This window comes from Brevundimonas sp. EU05-FHT14B07, from assembly GCF_058790795.1.
The window spans coordinates 306,564-327,005 of the sequence record NZ_JBYTCZ010000004.1; the positions used below are offsets into that span (position 1 = coordinate 306,564).

Annotated in this window: 21 protein-coding genes; 9 read left to right on the forward strand and 12 right to left on the reverse strand. The window is 66.7% G+C overall.

What is annotated here, in order from left to right:
* Nucleotides 1-201: 201 nt before the first annotated feature.
* Nucleotides 202-1,482 carry a type III PLP-dependent enzyme gene (locus AC3WRC_RS11955; protein WP_017506640.1) on the forward strand — a complete coding sequence of 427 codons (1,281 nt, stop codon included), beginning with the start codon at nt 202-204 and terminating at the stop codon, nt 1,480-1,482.
* A gap of 213 nt (nt 1,483-1,695) precedes the next feature.
* Nucleotides 1,696-2,751: a 1,9-bis(guanidino)-5-aza-nonane synthase gene (locus AC3WRC_RS11960; protein WP_492303997.1), complete on the forward strand. Its 1,056-nt coding sequence runs from the start codon at nt 1,696-1,698 to the stop codon at nt 2,749-2,751.
* A gap of 61 nt (nt 2,752-2,812) precedes the next feature.
* Here AC3WRC_RS11960 and AC3WRC_RS11965 read toward each other — a convergent pair whose 3' ends face one another.
* The 5 genes from AC3WRC_RS11965 to AC3WRC_RS11985 all read right to left on the reverse strand — a co-directional run bounded on the left by AC3WRC_RS11965 (nt 2,813) and on the right by AC3WRC_RS11985 (nt 7,485).
* The gene (locus AC3WRC_RS11965) at nt 2,813-3,964 is read right to left on the reverse strand and encodes a CobW family GTP-binding protein (RefSeq protein ID WP_492303998.1); all 1,152 of its coding nucleotides are present in this window, start codon (nt 3,962-3,964) and stop codon (nt 2,813-2,815) included.
* Nucleotides 3,965-4,005: 41 nt separating this feature from the next.
* Nucleotides 4,006-4,230, reverse strand: a complete 225-nt coding sequence (locus AC3WRC_RS11970) for an alkylphosphonate utilization protein (protein WP_492303999.1) — start codon at nt 4,228-4,230, stop codon at nt 4,006-4,008.
* 150 nt (nt 4,231-4,380) lie between these two features.
* Nucleotides 4,381-6,420 carry an NAD(+) synthase gene (locus AC3WRC_RS11975; protein ID WP_492304000.1) on the reverse strand — a complete coding sequence of 680 codons (2,040 nt, stop codon included), beginning with the start codon at nt 6,418-6,420 and terminating at the stop codon, nt 4,381-4,383.
* An 88-nt stretch (nt 6,421-6,508) separates the two neighbouring features.
* Nucleotides 6,509-7,276, reverse strand: a complete 768-nt coding sequence (gene map, locus AC3WRC_RS11980) for a type I methionyl aminopeptidase (protein WP_492304001.1) — start codon at nt 7,274-7,276, stop codon at nt 6,509-6,511.
* The gene (locus AC3WRC_RS11985; protein WP_492304002.1) at nt 7,273-7,485 is read right to left on the reverse strand and encodes a ParD-like family protein; all 213 of its coding nucleotides are present in this window, start codon (nt 7,483-7,485) and stop codon (nt 7,273-7,275) included. The genes map and AC3WRC_RS11985 overlap by 4 nt, the downstream gene beginning before the upstream one ends.
* Before the next feature lie 393 nt (nt 7,486-7,878).
* Between AC3WRC_RS11985 and ftsY the strand changes: the two genes are divergently transcribed.
* From ftsY to AC3WRC_RS12000, 3 genes are all read left to right on the forward strand, one after another.
* Entirely contained in the window at nt 7,879-8,814 is a 936-nt protein-coding gene (gene ftsY / locus AC3WRC_RS11990) for a signal recognition particle-docking protein FtsY (RefSeq protein WP_492304003.1), read from the forward strand.
* Between the two features lies 1 nt (nt 8,815).
* The gene (locus AC3WRC_RS11995; RefSeq protein ID WP_066629325.1) at nt 8,816-9,436 is read left to right on the forward strand and encodes an inner membrane-spanning protein YciB; all 621 of its coding nucleotides are present in this window, start codon (nt 8,816-8,818) and stop codon (nt 9,434-9,436) included.
* Between the two features lie 98 nt (nt 9,437-9,534).
* Nucleotides 9,535-10,149, forward strand: coding sequence for a MarR family winged helix-turn-helix transcriptional regulator (locus tag AC3WRC_RS12000; protein WP_165113999.1), 615 nt, complete (start codon nt 9,535-9,537; stop codon nt 10,147-10,149).
* Here the strand turns inward: AC3WRC_RS12000 and AC3WRC_RS12005 are convergent.
* The 5 genes from AC3WRC_RS12005 to AC3WRC_RS12025 all read right to left on the reverse strand — a co-directional run bounded on the left by AC3WRC_RS12005 (nt 10,146) and on the right by AC3WRC_RS12025 (nt 14,743).
* A complete protein-coding gene (locus AC3WRC_RS12005) occupies nt 10,146-10,544 on the reverse strand; it encodes a phasin family protein (protein ID WP_313445463.1) in 399 nt (132 codons plus the stop codon). The two genes, AC3WRC_RS12000 and AC3WRC_RS12005, sit on opposite strands and share 4 nt — an antisense overlap.
* Before the next feature lie 68 nt (nt 10,545-10,612).
* Entirely contained in the window at nt 10,613-11,386 is a 774-nt protein-coding gene (locus AC3WRC_RS12010) for a creatininase family protein (RefSeq protein ID WP_055754529.1), read from the reverse strand.
* 47 nt (nt 11,387-11,433) lie between these two features.
* A complete protein-coding gene (locus AC3WRC_RS12015) occupies nt 11,434-12,051 on the reverse strand; it encodes a TetR/AcrR family transcriptional regulator (RefSeq protein WP_492304004.1) in 618 nt (205 codons plus the stop codon).
* On the reverse strand, nt 12,051-13,661 hold the full coding sequence (locus AC3WRC_RS12020; protein ID WP_492304005.1) for a DHA2 family efflux MFS transporter permease subunit: 1,611 nt from the start codon (nt 13,659-13,661) through the stop codon (nt 12,051-12,053). The genes AC3WRC_RS12015 and AC3WRC_RS12020 overlap by 1 nt, the downstream gene beginning before the upstream one ends.
* Nucleotides 13,658-14,743, reverse strand: coding sequence for an HlyD family secretion protein (locus AC3WRC_RS12025; protein ID WP_055754526.1), 1,086 nt, complete (start codon nt 14,741-14,743; stop codon nt 13,658-13,660). The genes AC3WRC_RS12020 and AC3WRC_RS12025 overlap by 4 nt, the downstream gene beginning before the upstream one ends.
* Nucleotides 14,744-14,864: 121 nt before the next feature.
* On the opposite strand from AC3WRC_RS12025, the gene AC3WRC_RS12030 reads away from it, so the two are divergent.
* Nucleotides 14,865-16,181 carry a flavin monoamine oxidase family protein gene (locus tag AC3WRC_RS12030; RefSeq protein WP_492304006.1) on the forward strand — a complete coding sequence of 439 codons (1,317 nt, stop codon included), beginning with the start codon at nt 14,865-14,867 and terminating at the stop codon, nt 16,179-16,181.
* Nucleotides 16,178-16,921: an endonuclease III gene (gene nth / locus AC3WRC_RS12035; RefSeq protein WP_492304007.1), complete on the forward strand. Its 744-nt coding sequence runs from the start codon at nt 16,178-16,180 to the stop codon at nt 16,919-16,921. Before AC3WRC_RS12030 ends, nth begins: the two co-directional genes overlap by 4 nt.
* Here nth and AC3WRC_RS12040 read toward each other — a convergent pair.
* Nucleotides 16,918-17,334, reverse strand: a complete 417-nt coding sequence (locus AC3WRC_RS12040) for a MarR family winged helix-turn-helix transcriptional regulator (protein ID WP_284878124.1) — start codon at nt 17,332-17,334, stop codon at nt 16,918-16,920. The two genes, nth and AC3WRC_RS12040, sit on opposite strands and share 4 nt — an antisense overlap.
* 238 nt (nt 17,335-17,572) lie before the next feature.
* Here AC3WRC_RS12040 and AC3WRC_RS12045 point away from each other — a divergent pair, with 238 nt between their 5' ends.
* Together AC3WRC_RS12045 and AC3WRC_RS12050 are read left to right on the forward strand one after the other, a co-directional pair.
* Nucleotides 17,573-19,078: a methyl-accepting chemotaxis protein gene (locus AC3WRC_RS12045; RefSeq protein ID WP_492304008.1), complete on the forward strand. Its 1,506-nt coding sequence runs from the start codon at nt 17,573-17,575 to the stop codon at nt 19,076-19,078.
* Entirely contained in the window at nt 19,078-19,530 is a 453-nt protein-coding gene (locus AC3WRC_RS12050) for a chemotaxis protein CheW (protein ID WP_492304009.1), read from the forward strand. Before AC3WRC_RS12045 ends, AC3WRC_RS12050 begins: the two co-directional genes overlap by 1 nt.
* Here the strand turns inward: AC3WRC_RS12050 and AC3WRC_RS12055 are convergent.
* Nucleotides 19,527-20,399 carry an ATP-grasp domain-containing protein gene (locus AC3WRC_RS12055; RefSeq protein ID WP_492304010.1) on the reverse strand — a complete coding sequence of 291 codons (873 nt, stop codon included), beginning with the start codon at nt 20,397-20,399 and terminating at the stop codon, nt 19,527-19,529. The two genes, AC3WRC_RS12050 and AC3WRC_RS12055, sit on opposite strands and share 4 nt — an antisense overlap.
* Between the last annotated feature and the right edge of the window lie 43 nt (nt 20,400-20,442).

Sequence of the window (20,442 nt, forward strand, 5' to 3'; positions counted from 1 at the left end):
AACGGTCAAGGTTGCCGCTGGATCGTGTCGTGGAGGGCGCAGAGCGGATTTGTGACAGTCAAACCTAGGCCCCGCCACGAAAAAACCTCTTTACATGACAGTCGCGCGCCCCCATATCGCGCTCTCCGGCGGACCCCGTAGGTCCTGTCTGCGCCGCTAACGCCGGTCTGGGTTTAACAAATTAGCAGGGGGTTACGTGAATTGCGCACGTATCAGCTTCCCCTGGACCTGGTCCGTGAGCGGTCCCCTGAACGTCCCGTCGCCCTCGTGCGGCCGCGTTCGGTTTCCGTAGCGGCGCGCTGGTTCCAGGATAATCTAAAGGCCGACGTCTTCTACGCTGTGAAGGCCAACCCTTCGCGCTGGGTCGTTGAAACCCTGATCGAGGCTGGCGTTCGCGGCTTCGACGTGGCGTCCATCGCCGAGATCGAGCTGGTTCGCTCTGTCAGCCATGACGTGCGCCTGGCCTTCATGCATCCGGTCAAGAGCCGCTCTGCAATCACCAAGGCCTATTTCGATCACGGCGTGCGCACCTTCTCGCTCGACTGCATCGACGAGCTGAACAAGATCCTCGACGCCACCGGCGGCGCGGACGACCTGAACCTGATCGTGCGCATGGCCGTCTCGGCCGACGGCGCCGCCTATACGCTGTCGGGCAAGTTTGGCGTGTCGTCGGATCAGGCGCCGGCCCTGCTGATGGCGACGCGCCAGGCGGTCAAGGACGGCCTGATGGGCGTCTCCTTCCACGTCGGCAGCCAGTGCATGCGCCCGACCGCCTATCAGGCCGCCATGGCCCAGGTCGGCCGATCGATCAGCCGTGCGGGCGTGATCGTCGATATCGTCGATGTCGGCGGCGGCTTCCCCTCGGTCTATCCGGGCATGGTTCCGCCGGACATGAGCGAATACGCCGATGCCATCCATCGCGGCTTCAACGAGATGCCGGTGTCGGAAACGACCGAGCTGTGGTGCGAGCCTGGCCGGGCGCTGGTCGCCGAATCCTCGTCGATCCTGGCCCGTGTCGATCTGCGCAAGGGCGACGCCCTGTATCTGAACGACGGCTCCTACGGCTCGCTGTTCGACGCGACCCATTCGCGCTGGCCCTTCCCGACCAAGCTGGTGCGGCCAGAAAGCGTAAATGGGGGCGAAAGCGCGGGCGAGCTGAAGGCGTTTCAGTTCTACGGCCCGACCTGCGATTCCATCGACCACATGCCGGGACCCTTCTGGCTGCCGGCCGATGTGCGCGAAGGCGACTTCATCGAGATCGGCATGCTGGGCGCTTACGGCGTGGCCATGTCGACGGGCTTCAACGGCTATGGCGAACACGACATCGCCGCGGTCGAGGACGCCCCGATGGCCTCGCTCTACGGTCTGGCTCCACGTTCCATCCCCACCGTGCGCACCACGGCGGAAGAGAACGCCCGCAAGGTCGTGCGTCTGTCACGCCCCAAGGGTAAGGCCGGTCAGCGCAAGTCGCGCCGGAAATAGGACGCGCCATCTGAAATCCGTCATCCTCCGGCTCGACCCGAGGATCGGCCGCTTTGCGTCTTCCTTGCGAGGAGCGCGCGGCGGAACGTCCGACCCTCGGATCAAGTCCGAGGGTGACGGCCGACGGTCGGGCGTCTATCGGTCCTGTCGGTCGCTCCGTCCCGGCACGTCTGCTTGTTCGACGGGCGCTCAAATCACAGGGAAACCGCCGAAATGAACGCTCCCGTTCAATCGAACACCAAGGCCCAGCTGCTGCAGAATGTCGTCGAGCACGTCGACATCACCAGCTTCGACGCGCGCCCGATCATCGACTCGATGCGCAAGATGTCCTTCTCGTCGCGCGACACCGCCCGCGCCGCCGACATCTTCTCGATGGCCATCGAGGACAAGGACTGCTCGCCCTGGCTGATCCTGGCCGGTTCGACCTCGGCCGGCGGCTGCATGCATGTGTACCGCGATATGGTGAAGTTCGGCATGGTGGACGCCGTGGTCGCCACCGGCGCCTCGATCGTCGACATGGATTTCTTCGAGGCCCTGGGCTTCAAACACTATCAGGCGGCCGGCGAGGTGGACGACAACGTCCTGCGCGACAACTACATCGACCGGATCTACGACACCTATATCGATGAGGAAGAACTCCAGGCCTGCGATCACACCATCCTGGAGATCGCCAACCGGTTGGAGCCGCGCGGCTATTCCAGCCGCGAGTTCATCTGGGAGATGGGTAAGTGGCTGAGCGAGGGCAATGCCAAAAAGCCCGGCTCGCTGATCCAGACCGCCTATGAAGAGGGCGTGCCGATCTTCTGCCCGGCCTTCGTCGACTCGTCCGCCGGCTTCGGTCTGGTCAAGCACCAGAAGGAACGCGCGGCCGCCGGTCAGCCCTATCTGATGCTGGACGCCATCGCCGACTTCCGCGAACTGACCGACATCAAGATCGCGGCGGGCGTCACCGGCCTGTTCATGGTCGGCGGCGGCGTGCCCAAGAACTTCGCCCAGGACACCGTCGTCTGCGCCGAAATCCTCGGCGTCGAGGCCGAGATGCACCGCTATGCGGTCCAGATCACCGTCGCCGATGTCCGCGACGGCGCCTGTTCGTCATCGACGCTGAAAGAGGCCGCCTCCTGGGGCAAGGTCCAGACCACCCACGAACAGATGGTTTTCGCCGAAGCCACCACCGTCGTCCCCCTGATCGGCTCCGACGCCTACCACCGCGGCGCCTGGAAGGCCCGCGACAAGCGCCGCTGGAACAAGTTGTTCGAGAAGGACTGATCAAAGCAAAAGGCCGGCGGATCGCTCCGCCGGCCTTTTGTCTGCCAGTCCACCTTTGAGATTAGGCGGCGCAGGCCTCGAAGCCCGCCTTCAGTGCGGCTTCGTCCAGATCGCGGCCGATGAAGACCGCGCGGCTCCAGCGGCGTTCGGCGGCGCCCCATTCGCGTTGCAGGTCGCCCTCAAGAATCATGTGCACGGCCTGGAAGACCAGGCGGCGGTTCTCGCCCTTCACGTCGATGATGCCCTTGGCGCGCAGGATGTTCTGACCCTGCTCGCCCAGCAACCGGTCCAGCCAGGCCGTAAACTTGGCCCCGTCCAACGGCCGATCCAGCGACAGGGAGATGCCCTTGATGTCGTCCTGGTGGGCGTGACCCCGTGCGCCATGAGAATCCGCGCCGTGGGCGTGATCGTGGTCGTGATGGTCGTGCCCGTGATCATGGTCATGGTCATGGTCATGGTCATGGTGGTGGTCATGACCGCAGTGTTCGTCATGCACATGGCCGTCCGCGCCGTGCGGCGGGTTCACGAAGTCCGGCTTGACCTCGAGAATGCGGTCCAGATCGAAAGCCCCGAGGCCCAGCACCTGGTCCAGCGGCACGTTCGAGCGTTCAGCGCGGACGATGGGCGCCAGCGGGTTCAGCGCCCGCAGACGCGCCTCGACCGCGTCCAGCTCTTCGGACGTCGCCAGATCGACCTTGTTCAGGATGATCCGGTCGGCGAAGGCCACCTGCTCGCGCGCCTCCTTGGAATCGTCCAGACGCACCATCACATGTTTGGCGTCGACCAGGGTCGTGACGCTGTCCAACTGCGTCTTGGCCTTGACGTCCTCGTCGACGAAGAAGGTCTGGGCCACCGGGCCGGGATCGGCCAGGCCCGTCGTCTCGACGATGATGGCGTCGAAGGCCGGCTTTCCGGGGCGCTGGCGCTTCATCAGGCCGGCGACCACGCGGATCAGGTCGCCACGCACTGTGCAGCAGACGCAGCCGTTGTTCATCTCGAACACGTCCTCGTCGGCGCCGACCACCAGGTCGTTGTCGATGCCGATCTCGCCGAACTCGTTGACGATGACGGCGTAGCGCTTGCCGTGATCCTCGGTCAGGATCCGGTTAAGCAGCGTCGTCTTGCCCGCGCCGAGATAGCCGGTCAGGACGGTGACGGGGATCTTGCCGTTTGTTGCAGCGGTCGAGGCGGGGGCGGCGAGGGTGTCGGTCATAGGCCGCTAGATGGCGGCTGCATCGCCCGTTGAAAAGGGGTCTAGGCCTTCTTCACGAACTCGACGCGCAGGACCAGGCCGCGCACCTTCTCGACATTGGCCTCGATCTCGTCGGTGTCGCCGGTCAGGCGGATGTTCTTGACCAGGGTGCCGCGCTTCAGGGTTACCCCGCCCGATCCCTTGACCTTCAGATCCTTGATCAGGGTCACGCTGTCGCCGTCGGCCAGGATGTTGCCGTTGGAGTCTTTGGTCACGTCGTCGGTCATGGCCAAGCTTCTAGCGGCGCGTCTTCTCCCCATGCAATGGGGAGGGGGACCACGAAGTGGTGGAGGGGTTCTTCTACCCACACAGCCAAGAGCCCCTCCGTCTCTCCGCTACGCTTCGAACCACCTCCCCGCAAAGCGGGGAGGAGACGGTCAGTCCGGCACGTTCGCGTCCAGTTCGTCCAGCCACACCCTCGCATTGCCGTCCGACGGCGCCCGCCAGTCGCCGCGCGGCGACAGCGATCCGCCGGTGACCACCTTCGGCCCGTTCGGCAGGGCCGAGCGCTTGAACTGGGCGGTCTGGAAGAAGCGGATCAGGAACTTCCTCAGCCAGCCCTTGATCGTCGCCAGATCGTATTCGACCTTTTCGTCGTCCGGCGTATTCGCCGGCCAATGCCCTGCGCCCGCATCGCCCCAGGCCTGATGCGCCAGGAAGGCCACCTTGGACGGCGTCATCCCGAACCGGCTGATGTAAAAGAGGAAGAAGTCGTTCAGCGCATAGGGGCCGACGGTCCCTTCCGTCGACTGGATCACCCCGTCCTTGGCCGGCACCAGCTCGGGCGAAATCTCGGTGTCCAGAATGGCGTGCAGCGTCTCTCTCGCGCCCGCGCCGATCAGGTCGCCCGCCGCCACCCAGCGGATCAGATGCCGGATCAACGTCTTCGCCACCCCGCCGTTGACGTTGTAATGGCTCATATGGTCGCCGACGCCGTATGTGGCCCAACCCAGCGCCAGTTCCGACAGGTCCCCGGTCCCCAGCACGAAGGCCCTGTGCTGGTTCGCCAGCCGGAACAGATAGTCGGTCCTGAGGCCCGCCTGCACGTTCTCGAAGGTGATGTCATGCACCGGCTGACCCTCTGCGTAGGGGTGGCCGATGTCCTTGAACATCTGTTCGGCGGCGGGGCGAATGTCGATCTCTGCGCCCGTGACGCCCAGCGCGGTCATCAGCGCCCAGGCGTTGGATTTGGTCCCGTCCGAGGTCGCAAACCCAGGCATGGTGAAGCCCAGGATGTCTGTCCTCGGCAGATCCAGCCGGTCGAAGGCGCGACAGGCCACCAGCAGGGCCTGGGTCGAATCCAGCCCGCCCGACACGCCGATCACCAGCGACTTCGCGCCTGTCGCCGTCATGCGGCGCATCAGCCCTTGGACCTGGATGTTGAACGCCTCGTAGCAGTCCTGATCCAGCCGCCCGGCGTCGTCGGGCACGAAGGGGAACCGGTCCAGAGGCCGAATCAGCTCGCTGGCCTCATGGTCCTGGCGCGCCATGAAGGGCACGACCGCCGCCGGCTCGCCTTCGTTTCTCGCGCATTCGGCGAAGGTGCCGTTGCGCAGACGATCCAGCCCGATCCGGTCCACGTCCACATCGGCGATCGTCAGATGGCTGTCCAAGGCGAACCGCTCGCCCTCGGCCAGTTTCGACCCCAGTTCGTGGATGGTCGCCTGACCGTCCCACGCCAGGTCGGTCGTGCTCTCGCCCCAGCCCGAGGCGGCGAAGACATAGGCCGACAGGGTGCGCGCCGAATGGCTGGCGCTCAGCATCGCCCGCTCGTCCGCCTTGCCGATGACGATGTTGGACGCCGACAGGTTCAGCAGGATCCGCGCCCCCGCAAGCGCCGCGCGGGTCGAGGGGGGCAGGGGCGCCCAATAGTCCTCGCAGATCTCGACCGCGAAGACGAAGCCCGGCCGGTTCACCGCCTCGAACAGCAGGCCCGGCGCGAAATCCACGGTCTCGCCGTTCAGCCGGATCACGTCCTCGGCGCGAGCCGTCGCCGGCGCGAACCAGCGTTTCTCATAGTATTCTCGGTAGTTGGGCAGATAGGTCTTGGGCACAACGCCCAGAACCTCGCCGGACCCGATCACCACCGCGCAATTATACAGGGCGTCGCCGTTGCGGATCGGCGCCCCGACCACCGCCACGACATCCGCCTCGGCCGTCGCCTCGGCTGCCACGGCGATCTGCCGCTCGACCTCTTCCAGCAGCGCCGCCTGCATATGCAGATCGTCGATGGCGTAGGCCGACAGCGACAGCTCGGGGAACACCATCAGGTCCACGCCCTGCTCGCCCGCCTGACGGATCAGCGCGACGTGCTCTTGCCCGTTCGCCCTGGGGTCGCCCACATGGCTGACCGGCGTCGCCGCCGCTACGCGCACGAAGCCGTGGGTCTTGGGAGAATGGAACAGAGCATCAGCCATCGGATCGTCCGCATCACCCGGCCCGCGCCGGTCGTCGGCCTTCATATAGGCGCGAATGATGAAGGGACGGAAACTCTCCTTCGCGCGTCTATGCGCCCCGCTTCTCGTCCGGCCTCAGGGTCAGGACCCGCACGCCGTCCTTCGTCACCGCCACCGTATGTTCGAACTGGGCCGACAGTTTTCCGTCGGAGGTGACCACGGTCCAGCCGTCGTCCTCGGTCAGGACGGTGCGCACACCCTGGTTCAGCATCGGTTCGATCGTGAAGGTCATGCCTTCGCGCAGGGTTACGCCGGTCCCGGCCTTGCCGAAATGCAGCACCTGCGGCTCTTCATGCATCTCGCGCCCGATGCCGTGCCCGCAATAGTCGCGCACCACCGAATAGCCGGCCTGCTTGGCGTGTTTTTCGATGGCGAAACCGATGTCGCCCAGTTTCGCGCCTGGGCGCACCGCCTGAATGCCCTTCCACAGGGCCTCATATGTGGTGCGCACCAGCCGCCGGGCCTGCGGTCCCACCGAGCCGATAAGATAGGTCTTGGAGGAATCTGCGATGAAGCCGTCCTTCTCCAGCGTGATGTCCAGATTGACGATGTCGCCGCTCTTCAGGATGTCGTTTGCCGAGGGCACGCCGTGGCAGACGACCTGGTTGATTGAGCTGTTCAGGACGAAGCCATAGCCGTACTGACCCTTGCTGGCCGGCCGCGCCTTCAACTCGTCGAGGATGAAGGCCTCGACCCGTCGGTCGATCTCCAGCGTGCTCAACTCCTCCAAGATCATCGCGTCCAGGTGGGTGAAGACCGAGGCCAGCAGTCGCCCCGCCTCGGCCATCAGCGCGATCTCGGCCGGCGTCTTGATCACGAGGCGGCATCCGTGGGCACGAGCGCATCGACGCCCGCCGCCCGCAACTCGCGCGCCACCAGCTCCTGGAACGTCACGCCGGGATGCATCTCACACAACATGCCGATCCTGATCCAGAACGCCGCCTGAGCGTTAATCGACCGATAGGACGCCTTCGCAGCGCGCCGCAGCTGCTCGTGCAGTTTGTCCTCGATATTGACGATGCCCATGATACTCTCGCGCTATATGAAACGTATGCGCAGTGCATATTCTTTGTTGATCGGCTCCACAAGCGCAAGCGCCGCTCGATGATCTTCGCCGCTGCCGTCTGCGCCGCCAGAGGCTTGCACAGGATGACGGAAGAAAATGATCGACAGCCATCCAAACTGGCGGCTCCAACCCTCGCGCTTTCAACGGTTTGCCGATTTCTCACGGCCTGCTGCCATCGTCGATTTTGCGCGGGCCTATAATCCTCGCCTTCGCACTGACGCTAACAGGGAGGTCTCGATTTCAGATCAATTAGACGAATTAGACGGTGTTTTTGTCGCCGACCGTCTGAAACGTCGGGGACGACCCTCGCGAATGCGGATGACGTTGGCCTTCGCCCCCGCTAAAGCCACTGCATGAACGATACGCCGAAAAAGGGCTGGTTCCAGCGCCTGTCCGCTGGGCTCTCGCGCTCCTCCAAACAGATGACCGATCAGGTCGTCGCCACCTTCGTCAAGGAGCCTCTGTCCGAGGCGTCGCTGGAGCAGCTGGAAGAGCATCTGCTGGAGAGCGATCTCGGCCCTGCCGCCTCGACCCGCATTGTCGAACGCTTTCGCGGGCTGAAGTTCGGCAAGGACGCGCCCGAGCGCGAGGTCAAGGAAGCCTTGGCCGAGGCGGTCGCCGCCGAACTGTCGCCGCGCCAGGCGACCTTCGACCCCCTGTCCGGCCCCAAACCCTATGTCGTCCTGTTCGTCGGGGTGAACGGCTCGGGCAAGACCACGACCCTGGGCAAGATCGCCGCCGATCTGACGGGCAAGGGCGCCAAGGTGATGATCGTCGCCGGCGACACCTTCCGCGCCGCCGCGCGCGAACAGCTGAAGGTCTGGGCCGAGCGCGCCGGCGCCGATTTCGAAAGCCGTCGCGACGGCGCTGATGCCGCGGGCCTGGCCTTCGACGCCTATGCCAAGGCGCGGGCCGAAGGCTACGACGTCGTCCTGATCGACACCGCCGGCCGGCTTCAGAACAAGTCCGCCCTGATGGACGAACTGCTCAAGATCGTCCGCGTGCTGAAGAAGGTCGATCCAGAGGCGCCGCACGACACCCTGCTGGTGCTGGACGCGACGGTGGGCCGCAACGCCTTGGCTCAGGAACAGATCTTCGGCCGCACCGCCTTCGTGACCGGCGTGGTCATGACCAAGCTGGACGGCACGGCGCGCGGCGGCGTGCTGGTGCCGGTGGCCCAGGCGTCCGACGCCCCCCTGATGCTGATCGGCGTCGGCGAAGGGGTCGAGGATTTGCAACCGTTCGACGCCCGCGCCTTCTCCCGCTCGCTGGTGGGACTGGAAGACTGACATGACCGAGACGCCGAAGAAGGCTTCCAACATCCGCCAGGCCGTCGATTTCGGCGCCCTCGTGGCCTTCATGGCCGCCTATGCGATCAACCGGTTCGCGCGCGGTCTGGACGGGCAGGAAGCCCTGGTTCAGGCGACCTGGGTCCTGGTCGGCGCCTCGCTGATCGCCCTGATCGTCGGCTATGTGGTCGAGCGTCGTCTGGCGCCCCTGCCGCTGCTGACCGGCGGCTTCGCCCTGATCTTCGGCGTGCTGACCATCGTCTTCCACGATCCGAACCTGTTGAAGATCAAGCTGTCGATCCAGAACGGCCTGCTGGCGGTCGTGCTGCTGGGGTCGTTGCCGCTGAACCGCTATCCGTTCAAATATCTGCTGGGCGAGGCGATCCGCATCACCGACGCGGGCTGGCGCGGGCTGACCCTGCGTTACGGCCTGTATTTCGCCGCCGTCTGCATAATCAACGAGATCGTCTGGCGCACCCAGTCCGACGATGCGTGGGTCGCTTTCCGCGGCGGCCTGTGGATCGCCTCGGCCGTGTTCGGCGTCTGGCAGGTCTTCTTCATCATGAAGCACCTGATCAAGGACGAGGAGCCGGCCCCCGTCTCGCCTGATACCGGGCTCTAGAGACCAAGCGGAACTGTCACGGAACCGACGCGCTTTCCCCGTCAAATCGTAAAGCAGAGCTGATACGTGTTCGGACGAAACTTCAGGGGAGCGGCGCGATGGTGAAGGCGGGAAAAGCGGCAAGGAAGGTCGGGCCCCTGGCCACCTCGCCCAGCCATCTGATGCACCGCGCCCTGCAACTGGCGCTCGACATCTATGCCGAGGAGACCGGCGCCGACGGTCTGACCCAGCGCCAGTTTGCGGTGCTGGAGGCGGTGTCGCTCAAGGCCGGCCTGACCCAGACTGAACTGGTGCGGATGACCGGCATCGACCGCTCGACCCTGGCCGATCTGGTTACGCGCATGACCAGCAAAGGCCTTCTGGAGCGGGAACGCTCAACCTTGGACGCCCGCGCCAAGGCGGTGCGTTTGTCGGCTGAAGGCGCGGCCCGGTTGGAGGCCGCCCGTCCGCTGGTCGAGGCCGCCGACAAGCGGATCATGGCCTTGCTGCCCAAGGGCCAGCGCGAGACCTTCCTCAATCAGCTGGCCGATCTGGCCGCCGCCGCCGACGCCGCTCCCGACGCGGCAAAGGCCGAGGCCAAGGCCGCCAAGAAGGCGCTGAAGGCGGTCGAGAAGGAAGCGCGCAAGGCCGAAAAGGCCGCCAAAAAGGCCGACCGCCCTGCCAAGCCCGCCAAGGTCAAGAAGCCCAAGCTGAAGCTGGTCGAGCCGGCCTAGCGCGTCTTGCGCAGCCGTTTGGCGTTGGCGGTCGCGGTCTTGTGGATCGGGGCCAGCGCCTCGGCTTGGGCCTTCAGCAGTTCGCCGTTCAGGGTCATGGCCTGGGCCGCCGCCCGACACCACCAGCCCATCGCATAGCTGAACTGGGCCTCGGCCGCCTTGGCCGGGCTGCGGGCCTGGGTCACAGCCGCCGCCGCCCGCAGGGCATGGGCGCCCTCGTCCAGCGCCACGCGCCCCAGCTGCTGGCCGATGGCCCCGGCGCTGGCGGCCATGGCGTCGGCCGAGGCGGACATCGCCTCCGTCTTCTCGGAACTCATCAGCGACAGCTCCTTGAAGTCCTGCCCCTTGGCGCTGGTCAGGCCCTGCGCCATCAGCCCGGTGCGGGCCGCGATCACCTCGGCCGAGGCGGCCAGAATCTCGGCGCCGACGACGGCCGCGCTGGCGGCTGTGGGGGTTTTGCGGGTCAGTGAGGACCTCCAGGTTGGGTCTCTGCGGCGAAGGCCGCGATGTCGCTCAACAGGGCGGGGATCGCCGCGTCGATGATCTGCTGGCCCTTCTCGGGGCTGGCCTGGGCCGGGTCCGACCCGATCCGGCCGTCGGGGAAACGGGCGCGATAGTCCAGGGCGTCGCGGATCGGCCCGTTCGGCGCGATCTGCGGGCTGTAGTCGGCGGTCTTGATCCGCTCGGGATAGGCGGCCTGCGTCACCGCGATCTCGGATGGGGTGGCGTGCATGCCGTGGCCGGTCGGAAACAGGCGGTTGCACAGGCCATTGACGCCGGGCAGGTCCCACCAGTTCTTCAGCTTCAGGATGAAGGGCGGGCTGTCCTCGACGAAGCTCCACTCAGCGTAAATCTCCGAGATGGTCGCCTCGATGGTCGCGACGTTCCCGCCGTGCCCATTCAGGAAGTAAATCCGCTCGAACCCGTGACGGCTCAGGGACGACACCCAGTCCGTGATCGCGGCCATGAAGGTCGAGGGGCGCAAGCTGATGGTGCCGGCGAAGGCCAGGTGATGCTGAGCCATGCCGATGTTGAAGGTCGGGGCCACGATCAGGTTGGCGTCGGTCTTCTCGGCAGCATGGGCGATGATCTCCGGGCAAAGCCAGTCGGTGCCCAGCAGCCCCGTCGGCCCGTGCTGCTCGTTGGAGCCGATGGGCACGACCACCGTCCTGGACAGCGGGCCGCCGTCGTTCAGTCGGGCGTCGATTTCGGGCCAGGAGGACAGGTGGATCAGCATGAAGGCGGTCTCAAGCGACAGGGTGGGACGACTGTAGCGCGCCGGGCTCAGGAAGTCTTGGCGGCCGTGGTGGGCGGATGGGCGGCCATGAAGATGCGCGCGGCCTCTCTGGCGCGGCCTGCGCGTTTGTCGGCGTCCAGCTGCGGCACGTCCAGCATGGCGCGCAGATGGCCGTGGCCGAGCACAAGGCCGGCGAACATCTCAGCCGCCTCTTCCGGATCGGCGACGCTCATCCGGCCCAGCCGCGTCTGTTCCGCCAGCCAGGCGCCCAGTTCGCGCAGGCTGCGACGCGGGCCGGCCTCATAGATGGCGTGGGCGATGTCAGGCGCCTCGACCGAGACCAGGGCGACCCCACGCATCGAGCCGACCTTGTCGCCGCTGCACACCCGGTTCAGCAGGGTCAGGGCCAGGGTCTCCAGCACCGTCTGCGGATCGCCGGCGCCGCGCAGGGGGGCGACGATATCCTCGACCCGCTTCGACGCCAGGGCCTGGGCGATCTCCAGCTTGGAGGCGAAGCGGTTGTAGACCGTCTGTTTGGAGACGCCGGCCAGTTTGGCGATCTCGTCCATCTTGGCCTGCAGCCCCTTGTCGGCGAACAGGGTCGCGGCGGCGTCCAGGATCGCCTCGCTCTTTCGTTCATCGACCTGTCCGCGACGGCGCGCCATCAGTGGACGTCCGAGGGCGGTGCGCCAGCCTGGGCCTTCACCGGCTGGGCGGCCAGGGTGACGAAGGCCGCGCCCGCGCACAGGATGGCCAGCAGGGCGAAGGCGTCGCCGAACGCCATCGTGGTCGCCTGTTTCTGCAACATCCCATAGATGGCCTTCATCGCCGAGGCGGCCGGGTCGATGGAGCCGGCGAACCGCTGGGTCATGCCGGCCATCATGTTGCGCATCGCCTGGTCGCCCTGACCAATGGCGCTGGTCAGTTCGCTCATGTGCAGGGCCGTGTTGGACGTCAGGCTGGTGTTCAGGATCGCCAGGCCGAAAGCGCCGCCGACGTTGCGCGACAGGTTGACCAGCCCCGAGGCGTTCTTGACCATGTGCGGCGGCAGGGTCGCCATCGTCACCTGCTGGGACGCGATCATGGCCAGCATAACGCCGACGCCGCGGAAGGCCTGGACCGAGGCGAAGTTCCAGAAGCCCCAGTCATCGGTGACGACGCGCGCCTCCCACATCCCCCAGGCGCACAGCATGAAGCCGCCGAACATCAGCACCCGCGCATCCAGCTTGCGCACCAGTCGACCGGCGAAGGGGCCGGTGGCGAACATGGCCAGGCCCGACACGACCATGGTGGTGCCGACCTCTGACGACGAATAACCAAGCACGCGGCCCAGGAAGAGCGGCAGCAGGAAGGTGCCGCCGAACAGGGCGAAACCGACGATGAAGGTCATGATGAAACCGACCAGGAAGTTGCGATTGCCAAAGGCGCGCAACTCCACGATCGGCTGATGATAGGTCAGGGACCGCCAGATGAAGATCGGTCCCGCGACCGCCGCCACGACGGTCAGCAACAGGATGTGGGTGTCGTCGAACCAGTCGTTCTTGGCGCCTTCTTCCAGCACGAACTGCATCGACATCAGAAAGGCGGCCATCAGGCCCAGGCCCCACCAGTCGAAGCCCTTGGCCAGCGACGGATCGCCCTTGTCGAAGTTGCCGTAGCGCCCGACCAGGAACAGCACCAGCAGGCCCGGTCCCACGTTGATGAAGAACAGCCACCGCCAGCTCAGCCACTCCGTCAGGTGCCCGCCCAGCGTGGGTCCGACGGTCGGCGCCAGGGTGACAATCAGGCCCATGACGACGCTGGCGGTGACGCGCTTGTCAGGCGGAAAGGCGGTGAAGGCGACGGCGAAGACGGTCGGGATCATGGCCCCGCCCACGAAACCTTGGATGGCCCGGAACAGGATCATCATGTCGATCGACGACGACAGGCCCGTGGCGATGCTCATCAGCACAAAGCCGGCGCAGGAGACCAGAAACAGCCGCTGCGTCCCCCACAGCCGCGACAGGAAGCCCGACAGGGGGATCATCACCACCTCGGGGATCAGATAGGCGGTCTGGATCCAGCTGATCTCGTCAGCCGAGGCGCCGACCCCCGCCTGGATCTGGGGCAGGGAGGCGGCGACGATCTGGATGTCCAGAATGGCCATGAACTGGCCCACCACCATGCCAGCGAAGCCCAGCAACAGCATGGTCCAGTTGATCTCGGGATGGCCGGCGACGGGACCCTTTTGCGCGACAGGGGCCCCGCCATCTGCGGCGGGGTTGGCGGCGGTCACTGACCTGCGGCTCCGGTCGTCGTGGCGGCTTCGGCGAAGCTCTGGCCGCCCTGGCTCTTCAGGTCGATCTTGACGTCCACCGACAAGCCGGGACGCAGGGCCAGGCTGCGGTCTGCGCCGCTGACGACGATGCGGACGGGCACCCGCTGGGTGATCTTGGTGAAGTTGCCCGTGGCGTTCTCGACCGGGATCAGGGCGAACTCGGACCCGGTGGCGGGGGCGAAGCTGTCCACGCGGCCCTCGATCTTGCGGCCGGGGAAGGCATCGGCGGAAATCTCGACGCTCTGACCCAGGCGCACCTTGTCCAGCTGCGTCTCTTTGAAGTTGGCGACGATGTAGGTGTTGGTCAGGGGCACGACCGACAGCAGTTGCGTGCCGGCGTTGACATACTGGCCGGGCCGCACGCTGCGGGCGCCGACGACGCCGGCGACCGGAGCGCGGATGACGGTGCGCTCCAGCGCGATGCGAGCCTGATCGACGACGGCGCGGGCCTGTTCGACGGCGGCGACGCTCTGCTGGCGGGTCGAGCCCAGCACGCCGGCGGTGCGTTGTTCGGCGACCAGGGCGGCCTGGGCCTGCTGGACGCTGGCGGCGGCGGTGGCGGCCGAGGCGCGCTCGGTCTGGATGCGCTGTTGCGAGACCCAGCCCTGTTCGGCCAGCTTGCCGTAACGATCGACCTCGGCGCGGGCCAGGCCGGCCTGGGCATTGGCCTGGGCGACGGAGGCGGCGCGGGCGGCGATGGTGGCCTGTTCCTGCTCGGCCTGGGCGTCGACATGGCCGACGGCGGCGATGGCGGCGGCCAGATTGGCCTCGGCCTGAGCGAGCTGCGCCTTCTGGTCGGAATCGTCCAGCTTCACCAGGATCTGCCCTGCCGCGACTCGCTGGTTGTCGCCCACCAGAACCTCAGTGACCCGACCGGACAGTTGCGGGCTGACCAGGGTGGTGTCCGCCTGGACGAAGGCGTTGTCCGTGCTTTCCCAACGCTGGCCATTCACCCACCAGACGATGCCGCCCACGATCAGGGCCAGGCCGACGAGGGCGGCCGCGAACAGCGGCAGGCGTTTCTTAAGTTCAGGCGACATGGAAAATCCGGGGGAGGTGCGGCGTTTTGAAGCGGCGCTAAAATGGACCCCGCCGTCCAAAAATCAATAGGCGATAGGGACGGCGCCGATCACGACCGGTTTTCGTGTATGTCCTGACGCCATGAACGCCCGCATCTCCGCCTCCCAGCCGCTGCCGTCACAGGTCGATGTCGTGGTGATCGGCGCAGGCGCCGCCGGCATCGCCGCAGCGCGCCGTTTGCTGCGGCCCGGCCTGTCGGTTCTGGTGCTGGAGGCCCGCGACCGGATCGGCGGGCGCGCTTGGACAGTCCGGGCCGAGGGCGAAGGGCTGGACATGGGCTGCGGCTGGCTGCATTCCGCCGATGACAATGTGCTGGCGGGACGGGTCGAGGCCGAGGGGCTGACGCTGGACCAGACCCCGCCGCCCTGGCGCACCCAGGCCTTCGATCACGAGATGACCCGCGCGGATCAGGCCGAGTTCGGCGAGGCCTTCGCCGCCTTCGACCAGCGGGCGACCGAGGCGGCGTCGCTCGTCCGCGCGGGTGTGGGGGAGGATCGTCCGGCGTCGGACTTCTTCGATCCCGACTGTCGCTGGAACCCGCGCATGGACGCCATCTCGGGCGCCCTGAACGGCGCGCGGTTCGCCGAGGTGTCCAGCCTGGATTACGACGCCTATGGCGACACCGGCGTGAACTGGCGGGTGCGCGAGGGCTATGGCCGCCTGATCGCGCGGCTGGGCGAGGCTGTGTCGCCCATCACGATCACGGACTGCGCCGTCAGCCGCATCGACCGTTCCGGACCTGTGCTGCGCCTGGAGACCAATCGCGGCGAGTTGACCGCGCGGATCGTCATCCTGACCGTGCCTAACAGCCTGATCGCCAGCGAGACGATCCGCATCGATCCGCCGGTTCCGGCGCTGCTCGAGGCGACGACGGGCGTGCCGCTGGGCCTGGCGTCCAAGGTGCATATGACCGTGCGCGGCGCCGGCGATTTCCAGCCCGACACCCAGTTGTGGACCCGCACCGATACGGCCGAGACCGGCGGCTATCACCTGCGGCCGTTCGGCCGGCCGATGATCGAGGCCTATTTCGGCGCCGACCTGGCCTGGGGGCTGGAGGCGCAGGGGCCGGCCGCCCTGTTCGACTTCGCCGTGTCCGAACTGGTCGCGGCTCTGGGATCGAACATGCGCCGGCGGCTGGAGGCGGTCGCGGTCAGCGGCTGGGGGGTCGATCCCTGGTCGCGCGGCGCCTATTCCCACGCCTTGCCGGGCCATGCGGCGGACCGCGCCAAGCTGCGCACGTCGGTCGAGGACCGAATCTTCCTGGCCGGCGAGGCGACCGCGCCGGTCTATTACGGCACGGCCCACGGCGCCTGGATGGAGGGCGAGCGCGCCGCCGACGCCGCACTGACTACCCTGGGTCTTGACCCGCGTCGCCCCCGGGACGACAGCGAGGCATGAAGCCCGCCAAGGCCAGAAAGCCCGCCGCCAAGCCTGCCAAACGCCCGGCCGTGATGACCGGGGCGGCTATCCCCATGCTGCGCTGGCCGCCGGACGAGGACCGCGTCGAGGCGATCTTCGAACGCCTGTCCGGCGTCATGCCGGAGCCCAAGACCGAGCTGGATTTCTCCAATCCTTTCACCCTCGTCGTCGCCGTCGCCCTGTCGGCCCAGGCGACGGACGTCTCGGTCAACAAGGCGACCGAGCGGCTGTTCAAGGTCGCGGACACGCCGGAGAAGATGCTGGCCCTCGGCGAGGAGGGGCTGATCCCCTACATCGCCTCCATCGGCCTATATCGCGGCAAGGCGCGGAACGTCATCGCGCTGAGCCGCATCGTGCTGGAGCAGAATGGCGGCGAGGTCCCACTCAACCGCGCCGATCTTCAGGCCCTGCCCGGCGTGGGGCGCAAGACGGCCTCGGTGGTGCTGAACGAACTGGGGATCGAGGCGGCCATCGCCGTGGACACCCACGTCTTTCGCGTCTCGCACCGGCTGGGCTTGGCCAATGCCGGGACGCCGGACAAGGTCGAGGCCCAGTTGTTCAAGGTCGTGCCGGGGGACTGGCTGCCCAAGGCGCACCACTGGCTGATTCTGCATGGCCGCTACACCTGCACGGCGCGCAAGCCCAAATGTTTGTCCTGCATCATCGCCGACCTGTGCCCGTCGCGGGCGGGCCTGATGGCGCTGGGCGAGGCGGGCTAGGGGCGGGCGGGCGCGTCCGGACCGGCCGCCAGTCTGGCCGCCACGGCATCCAGCACCCTGAGCGCGGCAGCCATGTCGTCTTCGGACACGCCCTCGAACACGCGCTGACGCATGGCGGCGGCGTGAACCTCGAACGCCTCCATCTCTGCGCGACCGGCCGGCTCCATGACGATCAGCCAAGAGCGTCCGTCGCCGACCATCCGTCGCCGACTGACCATGCCGTCCTTCTCCAGCCGTTGAACCAGCCTGGTCAGCGACGCGCCGGACAGCTCCATTCGGCTCGACAGTTCCGACAGCGTCAGGCCCTTGGGCTGGTCAACGAGATAATAGAGGACGAGCGTGGGCGCGCCGGTGTGGCCGGAGTCGCGAAACTTCTCCGCGACCCAGGATTTCCATCGCCGTGCGGTCAGCATGACCTGCATCGCGACTTTGAGCTGCAACGTCTCGCGCGAGACATCTGCTGATTTTGATTGGTTCGGAGCCAAGACGATCTCTTCCGCCATTTAAAAGACGGTCTGTTCGATGGGGAGGGTGGAGACGCGAACTAATAAACGTCTAGGTTGAGCGTTAGCGTGCTAACCAAGATCGCTAATATTTTAAACGGCTTAGGTGGCATTTAGCTCCCAGATTCACCTGAGAGGTTATCTGCCGATGCGTATTTTTAGTAAGCCGAGAGACGACAGTAAGCTTATTGAACTGCGCAGCATGCTGGCGGCGGTCGATCGCTCCCAGGCGGTGATCCAGTTCGATCTGGACGGCACGGTTCGCGACGCAAACCAGAACTTCCTGTCCGTCGTGGGCTATGCGCTCGGCGACATCGTCGGGCGCCATCACCGGATGTTCGTCGATCCAGCAGAGGCGCAGACGCCCGCCTATGCCGAGTTCTGGCGTCGATTGAACGCCGGCGAGTTCGTGGCGGACAAGTTTGTGCGCTACGGCCGGGGCGGCAAGCGTGTGGTGATCGAGGCCAGCTACAATCCCATCCTCGACGCCGCAGGCCGTCCCTACAAGGTCGTCAAGTTCGCCATGGACGTCACCGCGGTCGAGGAAGAACGCGAACGACGCGCTGAGGCGGAGCGTCAGGCCGCTCAGGTTCAGGCCGCCGTCGTCGAAGGCACGGCCAAGGGCCTGTCGGCCATGGCGGCGGGCGACCTGTCCTATCGCATCCAGGATAAGTTCCCCGGCGATTACGCCGTCCTGCGCGACAACTTTAACCAGGCCATGGCCGCTCTGGACGAGGCTGTCGGCGTGATCGGCGTCAACGCCGGATCGATGCAGTCGGGCGCGCATGAGATCAGCAGCGCCGCCGAAGACCTGTCGCGCCGCACCGAACAACAGGCCGCCAGCCTGGAGGAAACAGCCGCCGCGCTGGATCAGATCACCGCCACGGTCCGCAAGACCGCCGAGAACGCCCAGGCAGCCGACGGCGTGGTCACCCAGGGGCGCAGCCAGGCCGAGACCGGCGGCGCGGTCGTCCAGAAGGCCGTCGCCGCCATGGGCGAGATCGAACGGTCCTCCAACGAGATCAGCCAGATCATCGGCGTGATCGACGAGATCGCCTTCCAGACCAATCTCCTGGCGCTGAACGCCGGCGTCGAGGCCGCCCGTGCGGGCGAGGCCGGCCGTGGCTTCGCCGTCGTCGCGTCCGAAGTGCGCGCCCTGGCCCAACGGTCGGCGGAATCGGCAAAGGAGATCAAGACGCTGATCTCGGCCAGTTCCAGCCAGGTCAAGGACGGGGTGGTTCTGGTGCGTCAGTCGGGCGAGGCTCTGACCGGCATTGCGGGGCGGATCGAAGAGATCACCACCCTGATGAGCGAAATCCGCGCCTCGACCCAGGAACAGGCGGTGGGTCTGGCCGAGGTCAACACCGCCGTGAACCAGATGGATCAGGTCACTCAACAGAACGCGGCCATGGTCGAACAGTCGACCGCCGCGAGCTTGAGCCTGAGCCGAGAGGCCGCCGAATTGGCTGAACTCGTCGGCCGGTTCGAGACCAGCCAGGTCGCCGCGGCGCCGACAGCCGTCCACAAGGCTCAGGCGCGGGTCGAAAGCTTCGCCCGCGCCCATGCCGCCCCTGCGCGAGCCCGCATGGCGGCCGGCGGCGGCGGGGGGCGGGCGGCTGCGGCCGCTGTTCAGTCGGACTGGGAAGAGTTCTGATGACGAACCGTGCGCCAGGCCAGCGTGAACTGGTCGGATTCCGGGTCGGGGACCAGGCCTTCTGCATCGACATCACCTCGGTGCTGGAAATCCGCGGGTGGACAGCGACCACGCAGCTACCCGGCGCGCCGGCCTATATGAGGGGCGTGGTCAATCTGCGCGGGACGGTGCTGCCGATTATCGATCTGGCGGTCAGGCTGGGCCTGCCCACGACCGAGCCGTCCGCGCGCCACGCCATCGTCGTCGTCCGCTGCGGCGAACGCACCGTCGGCCTGTTGGTCGAAGGCGTGTCGGACATCATGCAGTTGGACGATGCGGCGCGGCAGGACCCGCCGAATATGGGCGAAGCTCAGGGCGCAGGCGTCGTCTCCGGCGTGTTCGCCGTCGACAGCAACCTGATCAGCCTGCTCGACCTGGACAATCTGCTGCCGCCCGTGCGCGAGGCGGCTTAAGGCTCGAGCCGCGCCATGACGGCCTCGGCGAAGCCGGCGCCGTTCGCGGGGTCGTGGTCCAGGTAGAAGTCCGGCTCGATCAGTTCGGCCTCCATCAGCACCCATTGGCCGGCGTCGTCGTGGGCCATGTCGATGCGGGCGTAGAGCAGCGGCTCATCGATGGCGGCCAGCACCTGCTCGGCCAAGGCCATCGCCGCCGCGTCCGGCGTCACGGCCGTATACAGGCCGCCGAACTGCACCTGGATGCGGAAGTCGCCGGCCACGGGCCGCTTGTTGACCGCATGGCTGAACCGGCCGCCGAAGAACAGCAGCGAGGTCTCGCCCTGGGTCTCGATCGACTTCAGATAGGGCTGGATCATCGCCGCGCCTTTGGGCGCGTCGCTCAACACCTCGCCTGGCGTCAGGCGCACGGTCCGAAACGCCCCGGCCGACACCGTCGGTTTGAGGATCAACACCGGAGCGTCCGTCTCGGCGAAGGCGGCGTCCACCTGATCCTGGGTCACGCGATCGGTCCAGCGCGTCGGCGGAATCGGCACGCCCCTGTCCGCCAGCCGCGCCAGATAGGTCTTGTCGGAGTTCCAGCGCAGCACCTCGGCGGGATTGGCGACCGCCAGGGCAGCCTCGCTCCACATCGCGCACGCCTTGAGCCAGCGCCCATGATCGCGGTGATAGCCCCAGGCGATGACCGGCAGGATCAGGTCATAGGCCTCAAGGCCCGACGCGTCCGCGACATGATCGGTCCAGGCCGTAGCCGTGACCGTCGCGCCCGTGCTTTCCAGCGTCGCCTTCAACCGTTCCAGCACCCCGGGCCAGCGGCCGACATAGGTCTTGTCGGCGGGATCGGGGGTCAGGACGGCGATCTGGGTCATGCGGTCCTCATACCGAAGCGACGCGCAGCATATAAGGGCTTCC

Excerpts from the sequence above, each read along its gene's own strand:
- AC3WRC_RS12025 (WP_055754526.1), bottom strand. The coding sequence starts at position 14,743 with ATGTCGCCTGAACTTAAGAAACGCCTGCCGCTGTTCGCGGCCGCCCTC.
- AC3WRC_RS12010 (WP_055754529.1), bottom strand. The coding sequence starts at position 11,386 with ATGCTGATCCACCTGTCCTCCTGGCCCGAAATCGACGCCCGACTGAAC.
- AC3WRC_RS12040 (WP_284878124.1), bottom strand. The coding sequence starts at position 17,334 with ATGCTGACCGCACGGCGATGGAAATCCTGGGTCGCGGAGAAGTTTCGC.
- AC3WRC_RS11985 (WP_492304002.1), bottom strand. The coding sequence starts at position 7,485 with ATGGGCATCGTCAATATCGAGGACAAACTGCACGAGCAGCTGCGGCGC.
- AC3WRC_RS12030 (WP_492304006.1), top strand. The coding sequence starts at position 14,865 with ATGAACGCCCGCATCTCCGCCTCCCAGCCGCTGCCGTCACAGGTCGAT.
- AC3WRC_RS11965 (WP_492303998.1), bottom strand. The coding sequence starts at position 3,964 with ATGACCGACACCCTCGCCGCCCCCGCCTCGACCGCTGCAACAAACGGC.
- nth (WP_492304007.1), top strand. The coding sequence starts at position 16,178 with ATGAAGCCCGCCAAGGCCAGAAAGCCCGCCGCCAAGCCTGCCAAACGC.
- AC3WRC_RS11960 (WP_492303997.1), top strand. The coding sequence starts at position 1,696 with ATGAACGCTCCCGTTCAATCGAACACCAAGGCCCAGCTGCTGCAGAAT.
- ftsY (WP_492304003.1), top strand. The coding sequence starts at position 7,879 with ATGAACGATACGCCGAAAAAGGGCTGGTTCCAGCGCCTGTCCGCTGGG.
- AC3WRC_RS12045 (WP_492304008.1), top strand. The coding sequence starts at position 17,573 with ATGCGTATTTTTAGTAAGCCGAGAGACGACAGTAAGCTTATTGAACTG.
- AC3WRC_RS11970 (WP_492303999.1), bottom strand. The coding sequence starts at position 4,230 with ATGACCGACGACGTGACCAAAGACTCCAACGGCAACATCCTGGCCGAC.
- AC3WRC_RS12050 (WP_492304009.1), top strand. The coding sequence starts at position 19,078 with ATGACGAACCGTGCGCCAGGCCAGCGTGAACTGGTCGGATTCCGGGTC.
- AC3WRC_RS11975 (WP_492304000.1), bottom strand. The coding sequence starts at position 6,420 with ATGGCTGATGCTCTGTTCCATTCTCCCAAGACCCACGGCTTCGTGCGC.
- AC3WRC_RS12015 (WP_492304004.1), bottom strand. The coding sequence starts at position 12,051 with ATGGCGCGCCGTCGCGGACAGGTCGATGAACGAAAGAGCGAGGCGATC.
- AC3WRC_RS12000 (WP_165113999.1), top strand. The coding sequence starts at position 9,535 with ATGGTGAAGGCGGGAAAAGCGGCAAGGAAGGTCGGGCCCCTGGCCACC.
- AC3WRC_RS11995 (WP_066629325.1), top strand. The coding sequence starts at position 8,816 with ATGACCGAGACGCCGAAGAAGGCTTCCAACATCCGCCAGGCCGTCGAT.
- AC3WRC_RS12055 (WP_492304010.1), bottom strand. The coding sequence starts at position 20,399 with ATGACCCAGATCGCCGTCCTGACCCCCGATCCCGCCGACAAGACCTAT.